Origin of the sequence: Streptomyces sp. ISL-87 (genome assembly GCF_018614095.1) — a bacterium.
Classification (GTDB): domain Bacteria; phylum Actinomycetota; class Actinomycetes; order Streptomycetales; family Streptomycetaceae; genus Streptomyces.
The window spans coordinates 1-9,026 of record NZ_JAGGOY010000136.1; the positions used below are offsets into that span (position 1 = coordinate 1).

Below are 9,026 nucleotides of genomic sequence, written 5' to 3' on the forward strand. Positions count from 1 at the left end.
CCTGCGCCGACGCACGATCAAGAACTTTGCAATCCCCCTGCCCCGCAGGGCGGCTCCGAAGGGCCTACCTTCATCACTCGTGCAGCATCACGTTCCGCCGCTCAACTACCCATAGCGAACTCCCGTGTTCGTGGCGCACCTTTTTTCAGGATCTCAATCGTCTTCGCCTGCTCGGCAGTGAGTTTCCGCAGCCGCTTCAGCTCCTCGTCCCGGTCGTCCGCGCCGGGTCCGGACCGTGCGGCGCCCGCCCCGGACCCGGCGCCCTCGGCAGCCCGGGCCTTCTTAACCCAGCCTCGCAGGGACTCCGGGCTGATCAGGCACGGAGTGTGCCCGGACCGGCAGAGCGGTGATGTGGCCCGCCCCCCGTTTGCTAGCGGCTGGTATCACTGCATAGCTATGGTGGTGGGATGGGAAAGCAGACAAACATCCGGCTGGACGAGGACGTCAAGGCAGCCGCCGAGGACCGGGCCAAGCGCCGCGGTCTGAGCCTGCAGGGGTACGTGGCCGATCTGATCGAGCAGGACGTGAACGAGTCGCGCGCCGCCTTCATGGCCGGCGCCGCGGCGTTCCAAGCTGCGTACGCCGAGCAGTTCGAGGCGGAGTTCGGTGAGGACCGGTACCCGGGTCTCCCGGCTGGGCTGGCGGAGCGCGCGCCGAGGGATGCCGCGTGAACCTCCGGATCGACCTCGCCTGGATCTTGGCCGTGGCCCAGCAGATCCCGGGGGACCCCCAGGTCGTCGACTACGGGGTGCCGGTAGCAGCGGAAGCACGTCACCGTGCGGAGGTCCTCGACCACGAGGTTTACCCCGAGCCGCATCACAAGGCCGCGGCGCTGCTGTGCGAGCTGGCGAGGAACCCGAGCCTGGAGGCGCGGAACCTGCTGTTCGCGGCCACGGTAACCGCGGCCTACCTGTCGGCGTGCGGCCTCCCGGTCAGCCCCGGCCTGAACACCGTCCTCCCCCTGGCCCGCGCCGCGAGGGACGGACTCCCGGTGCGGGACGTCGCAGCTCAGATCAAGACCTGGACGAGCTGATCATCGACACACCTCATCGCAGAGCTGGGGAGGTCCGGCTCCACACCAGGATGGTGGCCCACGGGCAGGCCGCCTTCGGGTAGGCGAAAGAGGAGACGGTATTGATCACCATGGACGTTCAGCGCTGCACCAGCTCGGTCCTGGTCGGCGCCAGTGCGGAACTCGCGGAGGACGCGGGCCTGGTGCTCCAGCAGGCACTCGATCACATCACCGCCGATGAGCGCGACCTCATGATCGACCTGCATGGTGTCGTATCCATGGACTCCGACGGACTGCTCCACCTCCTGGACCTGCACCGGCGTGCGGAGTGCCTGGGCCTGCGCGTCCAGGTCGTCGGCTGGCAGCCTCAACCCCAGCAACTCATGGCCCAGGTCTCCGGCATCCGCGGGCCGGGTCGGCCACCGGAAAACGGTACGCGCTGGCGGGTCAGGTAGCCGACCGGCGCCGTGAAGGCGTGCACCAGGCGGCTCAAGGGCCACAGCGCGAACGGGGCCAACGCCAGCGGCGCGTGCGCCGCTGGCGAGCGGCGCGGCGGCCATGCCGCCGCTGTATTTCTGGCTCGCCGACGCCGACGAGAAGGCACACCGGGAGTCCCGGACCCCGCCGGTCCCGGCCTAGGCGGTAGGGCTCCGTCACCGCCGGCGGGACACGCGTCCGGCCCCGCCGGGGAGGGGGCGGGGGCGGACGCGCGGGGCCGGACGGGTCCGGGCGGGGGCCGTCAGAACGCGAAGACGGCGTTCCCGTTGAAGGTCGCGGCCATGGCGCACGAGTTGGAGAAGGTGTGCTTCCAGGAGACGCGCTTGCCCTGCCAGACGCCGTCCGCGGTGACGGTAACGGGGTCGTAGTGCATCGGGCACGCGCGGTTCGAGTCCGGGGTGGCCAGAAGCGTGTCGAGGGTGCCGGCGGTGGCGGCGAGGGCCGCACACGCGGCCTTGGGGTCGGGGTGCGTTCCCTGGGCGGTAGGTGCGCAGCTGAGGGCGGACGCCCGCACGACGGTGGCCGCGTCCTCGCCCTGGGCGACGGCGAGGATCACGGCGGACGGAGCGTACAGGCTGGCGGGCTTTGCCTCCGCGATGCCGGTGGCGCCTGCCAGGGTCAGGAGGGCGGCGGCGGAGACGGCAGCGATGCGGTGACGCACGACGGACTCACTTTCAATTCGAAGGGTAGACGCAGCAGTTGGCTGCGTTACGTCGGCTGGACACCGCTGAGCTTGCCGGGTCCGAAGGGTGCGCGCACATCGAACGCCGATTTACAGACATCCCGTTCGATTATCGGCGACCGAATGGTCGTTCGGGCAGCTCAGATGGGGTGCGAGCCCTACGCGATCAAGCGGAAACGGAGGGTGACGCCCGGCGTGACGGCCGTACGAGGGGCCGTTGACCTGCTGTCGGCCGCGCGCGGTTCATCGAACGTCCATCCAGGCTGACCGGATAGCGCCGGTGTGCCCGTCCCTCCCACCGGCGACGACGCCTGGCGTGCACGCAGCCGACGAGGGCATCGACGCGCTCGCCGACGCGCTCGCCGACCTGGCCGGGAACATCGACTCCGGCCGCACCGGGGGCAATTCAGCCTGGCTCGCTCACGGCGGTCAGTGCTGACGTGGGCAGATCCACCAGGCCGAACCGCTCGGCAATCCCCTGGCAGGAGTGCTCCACGCCGCCAGGAGTCTGCGCTCCGACACGCCGACGACCTGGTCGGCAGAGGGAGCCGGCCCGTGGGAAAGCAGGTGGCTGGCCGTGAACAGGTCCAGTTGTTCCTTCGCCTGCTGTGGAGCGGCGGACCCTCCAACTTGGGTCAGCTCAGCTATCCGGCGGCGCACCCGTGCCGCCACCTCTGCGGCCGGCAGGTCCGCGGAGCACCAGGTGGCCGGACGCTGACAGATATGCCGTCTTGGCGGCGTCCTGCTGGAAGCGGCCCTTGTGCCAGTAGGCGCCGTCGTACTCGACGACCACGGGCGACGCTCCCGGAAGGTACATGTCCACTCGCCAGGCACGCTGCCAGCGTGTCCCCTCACCTGCGGCGCCCGGGCTTGTCAGATCCGGAAACGTTTCCCTCAACAACGTGAAGATGTCCTGCTCCCGACGTGAAACGCCGCCCTTCGCGCATCTCGGGCAGCCGGTTCCGACGGCATGGCGGTTGTTGATGGATGTCCTCCACCGATGCCGTTCACCCCGCAGGCAGCGCCACCACACGCTGAGCGTGGAGGTCAGCGTCCCCATGTACGGAAGGTCTGCCGGGTTGTCCTCGTGGTCCGCGTCGTACTCGTCCATCAGGCGAGGTAGAGCGCGAAGCCCCAGGTGTGCAGGACTCCGGTGAAGCGCAGGCGGCACAGCGGAAGACGTTCGCCGTCTTTCAACTCGCCATCCACATATGCGAATCCGGCCCGGAAGCGGACGTGGACCTTGGCCAGCTGCGGCCAGCGTTCACCGGCGCGGATGTTCAGCCGCTCGCGCAGGTGGTGCTGCATGGACTCGGGCGGATTCTTCGGCACAGCCCTATCCTGCCGCCCTGGCCGGTCCTCCGCCATGATCACGGATCATGGCGGAGGACGCGGGGCGGTGCGGAGCGGTGGCCGTGGTGATCGACGAACAGACACGCGGAGTGTTGCAGCGGACCGTATCGTCTCCGAAGTCCCAGGTCAGGCAGGTGCTTCGGGCGCGAATAGTGCTGGCGGCAGCCGACGGGGCAGGCAACGCAGTGATCGCCCGCCGCCTGACGGCGAGCGTCAACACCGTCCGCAAGTGGCGTGGCCGGTTCGCCGAGCGGGGCCTGGACGGCCTGAAGGACGCCGCCCGCTCGGGTCGCCCCCGCCGCTACGACGACCCGGTGCGCGTCGCAGTGGTCGCCGCGGCCACCAGCGCCCCCGCCGGCCCGGCCGCGACCTGGACCCACGCGGCGATCGCCGACCAGGTCGCGGGCACCGTGTTCGCGCCGATCTCCGCATCCCAGGTCGGCCGGATCCTGGCCGGCCTGGACCTCAAGCCGCACAAGGTCACCGGATGGCTCACCCGCCGCGACACCCCCGACTTCTGGGAACGCGTCACGGACATCTGCGGCCTCTACCGCGACCCGCCGAGCGGGGCGATCGTGCTGTCCATCGACGAGAAGACCGCCATCCAGGCCCGCGAGCGCCGCTATCCCTCCCAGCCACCGGCACCGGGCCGAACCGCCCGCCGCGAGTTCGAATACCGCCGCCACGGCACTGCCTCGATCGTCGCCGCCCTCGACGTCACCACCGGGCAGACCCTGATCGAGACGATCCAGCGCAACAACGCCGCGACCTTCACCGACTTCCTGGACCGGCTCGACCGGCTCCTGCCCCGTGACAAGGACATCCACGTCGTCCTCGACAACGGCTCCTCACACACCGCCAAGCACACCAAGGAGTGGCTCGCCGCCCACCCGCGCTGGCACGTCCACTGGACCCCGCCCCATGCCTCCTGGCTCAACCAGGTCGAACTCGTCTTCTCCGCGCTGACCCGCGCGGTCCTGCGCTACGGCGACTTCACCAGCCGGAACGACCTGATCGGAAAGATGGACACCTGGATGATCCAGCGGAACGAACACGCCCGCCCGTTCCGCTGGACCTACGAGGGCATCCCGCTCAAAGAGGCAGCCTGACCCCTCCACGAACTTCCGCGGAGCAGCACTAGATCGTTGCGAAGACTGAGAGCAGGCCCGTCGACCCCCAGCCAGCCTTCTGTCGGGGGCGATGCGCTCCAGCAACTCCAGGTTGGCATCGCGCAGTTGCTCCCGCATCTCGTGGAACCGCGCGAAGCGTACGGAGCCCGCTTCGGGCAGAAGGTAGAGGGCGCCCGGGCTCAGGTCCGCGGGTCCGTACGTCTCGTGTACCGAGGGCCGCATGACGGGGACGGGGACGGGGACGGATTCCTCCTGGGCACCGAATGCCACGCCGTGACACCTCCGGGAAATGCGCGAACGCCGCCGTACCGCCGCGGCCAGTGTGGCACCGCCCGTACCCCGGCCGGGTACGGGCGCAGAGCTGTGGCCTGTGTCGCACCCCGGACGGCCGGAAACGACCGCTGCGCGTGACGGCGTACGATGCCCGACCGGCCCGGTTGCGTGAAAGTGATCACCGATGCGCCCGCCGGACGAGTGATCCCTATGCTGGCGACATGCTCGACATACCTTTTTCAGCACTGGAAGTCGCGATGGTCCAGACGGACACCCACGCCCTGGACACTCTGCGAAACACCGCCGCCTTCGCACAGGGACTGGAACGGCTGGGCTACCACCGCGTCTGGTACGCGGAGCACCACCATTCGCCCGCGATCGGTGCCTTCCCGCCGGTCGTGCTGATCGCCCACTCCGCCGCTTCCACCTCGGCCATCCGTCTCGGCTCGGGCGGGGTGCTGGCCCCCAACCACGCCCCCCTCATGCTGGCGGAGCAGTTCGGAACGCTGGCCGCCCTGCACGAGGACCGCATCGACCTGGGAGTCGGCCGCGGCCCCGGGACCTTCGACGAGTCCATCGCACGGGCGCTCCGGCGCGGGGCCGGACCGACGACCGACGCGGAGTACGAGAGCGACGTGGCCTCGATCCTCATCTTCCTGGTGGACGAAGTCGCCCTCGGCCCGCTGCCGGAGCCGTGGCTGCTGGCCTCCAGCACGGCGGGCGCCGCTCTCGCCGCGAAGCTCGGCCTGCCGGTCGCCGTGGCACACCACATCCGGCCGGACAACACCGGCGCGGTCCTGGAGCGCTACCGGGCCGAGTTCACCCCGTCCCGGTGGTGCGAGCGGCCCCGTGTGCTGCTGTGCGTCGAGACGGTGTGCGCCGACACGGAAGAAGAAGCCGCGTGGCGCGTGGGACCGATGGACGTCGTCAAGGCCGGGCTCCTCAAGGGGGTGAGCGACACGCCCTTCCCCACGCCGGCGCAGGCCGCCGCCCACCCGTTCACGCAGGAGGAGCGACAGGCGGTGGCACACTTCCGGGCACAGCAGGCCGTGGGCACACCCGAGAGCGTCGTACGCCGGCTCGGTGAACTGGTGCGTGAGACCGGAGCGGACGAACTAATGCTGACGACGCCCGTCTACGACCTCGGGGACCGCCTGCGCTCCTACGAGCTCATCAAGAAGTACTCCGAGGCCGCGGCGGCGTCGTAGTCGTAGGGCCCGGAACCAGCCGTCAGGAGGGCTTCGTCGCGGAGAACGCGATGACGGTCACCTTGTTGTCGCACTCCGCGAAGACGCCGTCGTCCATGGCGATCTGGTGCGAGCCCGCGCCGGGAACGCCCAGGACGAGCGTGGGGAAGCTCGCGGGCGTGGCGCCGGACACGCAGTAGCCGTCGGCCTCGCCCTGCACGTTGACGAAGGTGAGCTTCGTCCACGCGCGGGCGCCCGCGGCCAGGGACACCGTGGTGGCCGAGCCGCTGTGGGTGGTGGCCAGCGGGAGGTTGTGGTCGGGCGAGCCGTTGCCGGCTCCGGCGACGGTCGGGAAACCGCTGAGCGTGCACCGGGTCTTCGAGGTGTTGGTGACCGAGACGACGGCGGCGCCCGTGCCCGTACCCGATGGGCGGACATCGGCCTGGTGGGCGTCGGAAACCTTGATCTGGTCCATCGCACAGGCCTTGGCCCCGCCGCCGGGGCCGGGCTCCGGGGGGCTCGGCTTGGTGTGGTCGGCGCCGCCGGTCGGCGTCGGCTTCGCGGGCTCCGACGCTGCGGGCGTCTTCGACGGCGGCGTCGCCGTAGCCGAGAGAGCCGAGGGCGCCGACGGCTTGGCGCCCGCCCCGTCGTCGCCGGTGGGCGTACAGCCCGTCATCAAGGCCGTGACCGCCACCGCCGCCGCCACCGCCGCCGCGGTCCGGCCGACACCTGCTGAGTACTGCATGAGCGCTCCCCGAGGTTCACGACCAGTCCCGCACCGGCACGCATGATCGGACACGCCACCGCGCCCCACCGGGTTCTCCCGGGCAGAGGCTTGTGGCGGTTCCGTGACACGACGCCAACAAAATCACGATCGCCCCGGCCGGGACGCCCAACGGCGCACGCCGCTTCACGCCGTGACCGGAGGCATGATGGCGAGGTGACCGTGCCCCCGACGGCCGCGCGGTTACTCGGTCCGGGTAGACCTCGGAGCACTCGGCATCCCGACCGAGGCGAACTAGGAGGCCACGGTGGGGCGCCGGGCGGCCGGAGCACTGCTGGCCGCAGTTGAGCTCGGCGGTGGCCAGGGCAGGGTCTCCCTCAGAGGATGACGGGAGACCCCGACCCGGTCGACCGCCCGGTCCGCGCTGACCTCCGCCACCAGGTCAGGGCGGAACCAGGACCGCGTCCAGGACATCCAGCTCCCCGCGGCCGCGAGCCACGCCCCGCCGGGGTGGCCAGGGCCGGCCACAGAACAGGCCCTCAGCAACAAGAATGTCCGGCGAGGCGGCGAGGGCAAGACCCGCGCTACGGCCGAGCTGGCCCTCACCTTCACCTCGCAGGCTCGCGTGATCGACACCAAACCCCCAACGCGACCTCGAACGGCCCGGCCCGCACCCGTCCCCTGGGTCCTGCTCGACGTACCGCCGTCCACCGGCGGCCTGCTGCCCGTCGACCCCGAGTTCTTCGACATGGTGGTCAGTCGCCTCACTGACGCCCCCCACGAGGGAGGCTGGAAAGCGGTCGTAGCCGCAGAGCCGGCCGAGGCCAGTTCCTGTGGTGCTTCAGATATCGCGGCGGGTGGGGGGAGCTTCGTGGCCGTACGGGGTGCGGCCCTGACCGCCAGGGCCGCGACGGGGGGCCGCGCCCCCGACAACACAGGGCATCAGCGAGGTGAGGGCTGTGTCGTCGGTGGCGTCCCGTCTGGCCTGCTGTTCTCGTCGGCGCGGCGTGTCCGATCCTGTCCGTTCTGCACCACTAGCCTCAGCGCATGGCTGACACGTTCGAGCACGCGCCGCAGGTCTGGACGGCGGGACGGCTGCGCTCCGCTCTCACCGGGGTTACCGACGACACTCCCATCCACATCGGGGTCGCGGACGAGCCGGGCAATCTCGATGGGTACGGCGAATTCGTGCTCGTCAACGCCGAGCCCGTGGAGATCGCAAGCGACGACAGCACCGCGGCGCCGCAGGTCCAGTTCACGCTCTTCGCCGACGCCAAGGCAGGCGTCTACTATCTGCACTTGGACTGAGCGGCATCAACTGGACAAGCCGGGCGCCGGCCGCGTGGCGGTGCCGGGCCGCAGTATGAGCCGTGCCAGTGATTCTTCGGGTCGGCTCGCGCCAAGGCGGCTCCGCGGGCTGGCAGGCTCGTTAGGCGCAGGAGCCGAATGCGAGTCAGCTGGAGGAACCGACGTGGGCAAGCAGAAGAAGGGCCGCAAACACCGCCGTGTGAACCGAACGCCCCGGCCGTTGGGGAGGGCTGGCACGAATGGCTGCGTCAGGGAGTCACCTTCGGTCGCGGGCGAGCCGGACCTCGGCCACGTCCCGGAGAACGCTCTGGGCAAGCAGGAAGTGCCCTCTCAGGGCAGCCGGGCCGTCGGGGGCAGGATGCCCGGGCCGACGAGGTCGATCTTCTCCAGCAAGGCGGACGGCGGTCTCGGTCACCATGCGCAGCGCACCTGGAGTGAGCTGAGGACAGCAGGCGCGCGGGGAACCACCGTTCAAGAGCTCTGCGAAGCCGTCGGCTACACGCCGCGCACGATCGTCAAGCACTTGGAAGGACTGGCCGCGCACAGCCTGGCAGTCCAGGTGGCGGGCGGCCCGACCCATCGCGCATCGCGCTGGCCGATTGCTTCCCGGGACGGGGGGCCGAGGACCCAAAAGCTCATCCGCCGACCACGGCGCTCAGTCACCACGGCCCGGCCGCACCGGTCCGGAGATGCCGGGCCATGCGACCCGAAATACGATAGTGACGTGGAGCGATCAGCGACACCGGGCTCCGGCGTGGACATCCGACGTGAGCGCTCCCGGGGCCGCTGACCCGCTCGCCGCCCATGGAGGTGCGTGTGATGAGCCATGACACGGGGACGGATGTCGATGAGCTGCTGA

Annotated in this window: 12 protein-coding genes; 7 read left to right on the forward strand and 5 right to left on the reverse strand. The window is 70.4% G+C overall.

Annotated elements, in window-relative coordinates; genetic code table 11:
* The first annotated feature begins 407 nt into the window (after window positions 1-407).
* From J7I97_RS36185 to J7I97_RS40545, 3 genes are all read left to right on the forward strand, one after another.
* A complete protein-coding gene (locus J7I97_RS36185) occupies window positions 408-671 on the forward strand; it encodes a hypothetical protein (RefSeq protein WP_214944174.1) in 264 nt (87 codons plus the stop codon).
* Complete coding sequence (locus tag J7I97_RS36190) at window positions 668-1,033, forward strand: hypothetical protein (protein ID WP_214944176.1); 366 nt, start codon at window positions 668-670, stop codon at window positions 1,031-1,033. The genes J7I97_RS36185 and J7I97_RS36190 overlap by 4 nt, the downstream gene beginning before the upstream one ends.
* A 110-nt stretch (window positions 1,034-1,143) precedes the next feature.
* Complete coding sequence (locus J7I97_RS40545) at window positions 1,144-1,467, forward strand: STAS domain-containing protein (protein ID WP_374195541.1); 324 nt, start codon at window positions 1,144-1,146, stop codon at window positions 1,465-1,467.
* Here the strand turns inward: J7I97_RS40545 and J7I97_RS40550 are convergent.
* Together J7I97_RS40550 and J7I97_RS36205 are read right to left on the reverse strand one after the other, a co-directional pair.
* Window positions 1,380-1,616, reverse strand: coding sequence for a respiratory nitrate reductase subunit gamma (locus tag J7I97_RS40550; protein ID WP_214944180.1), 237 nt, complete (start codon window positions 1,614-1,616; stop codon window positions 1,380-1,382). The genes J7I97_RS40545 and J7I97_RS40550 overlap by 88 nt on opposite strands.
* A gap of 135 nt (window positions 1,617-1,751) precedes the next feature.
* Window positions 1,752-2,171: a subtilase-type protease inhibitor gene (locus tag J7I97_RS36205; RefSeq protein ID WP_214944182.1), complete on the reverse strand. Its 420-nt coding sequence runs from the start codon at window positions 2,169-2,171 to the stop codon at window positions 1,752-1,754.
* A gap of 337 nt (window positions 2,172-2,508) precedes the next feature.
* On the opposite strand from J7I97_RS36205, the gene J7I97_RS39745 reads away from it, so the two are divergent.
* On the forward strand, window positions 2,509-2,631 hold the full coding sequence (locus tag J7I97_RS39745) for a hypothetical protein (RefSeq protein ID WP_285441206.1): 123 nt from the start codon (window positions 2,509-2,511) through the stop codon (window positions 2,629-2,631).
* A gap of 201 nt (window positions 2,632-2,832) precedes the next feature.
* Here J7I97_RS39745 and J7I97_RS36210 read toward each other — a convergent pair whose 3' ends face one another.
* Together J7I97_RS36210 and J7I97_RS36215 are read right to left on the reverse strand one after the other, a co-directional pair.
* Entirely contained in the window at window positions 2,833-3,303 is a 471-nt protein-coding gene (locus tag J7I97_RS36210) for a zinc-ribbon domain-containing protein (RefSeq protein ID WP_214944184.1), read from the reverse strand.
* Entirely contained in the window at window positions 3,303-3,524 is a 222-nt protein-coding gene (locus J7I97_RS36215) for a hypothetical protein (protein ID WP_251059496.1), read from the reverse strand. The genes J7I97_RS36210 and J7I97_RS36215 overlap by 1 nt, the downstream gene beginning before the upstream one ends.
* Before the next feature lie 47 nt (window positions 3,525-3,571).
* Between J7I97_RS36215 and J7I97_RS36220 the strand changes: the two genes are divergently transcribed.
* Complete coding sequence (locus J7I97_RS36220; RefSeq protein ID WP_214944187.1) at window positions 3,572-4,654, forward strand: IS630 family transposase; 1,083 nt, start codon at window positions 3,572-3,574, stop codon at window positions 4,652-4,654.
* 515 nt (window positions 4,655-5,169) lie between these two features.
* A complete protein-coding gene (locus tag J7I97_RS36225; RefSeq protein ID WP_214944189.1) occupies window positions 5,170-6,156 on the forward strand; it encodes an LLM class flavin-dependent oxidoreductase in 987 nt (328 codons plus the stop codon).
* Window positions 6,157-6,178: 22 nt separating this feature from the next.
* Here the strand turns inward: J7I97_RS36225 and J7I97_RS36230 are convergent, their stop codons facing one another.
* Complete coding sequence (locus J7I97_RS36230) at window positions 6,179-6,880, reverse strand: DUF4232 domain-containing protein (protein WP_214944191.1); 702 nt, start codon at window positions 6,878-6,880, stop codon at window positions 6,179-6,181.
* Window positions 6,881-7,906: 1,026 nt separating this feature from the next.
* Here J7I97_RS36230 and J7I97_RS36235 point away from each other — a divergent pair.
* Window positions 7,907-8,167, forward strand: a complete 261-nt coding sequence (locus tag J7I97_RS36235; protein ID WP_214944193.1) for a DUF6225 family protein — start codon at window positions 7,907-7,909, stop codon at window positions 8,165-8,167.
* Window positions 8,168-9,026: the final 859 nt, after the last annotated feature.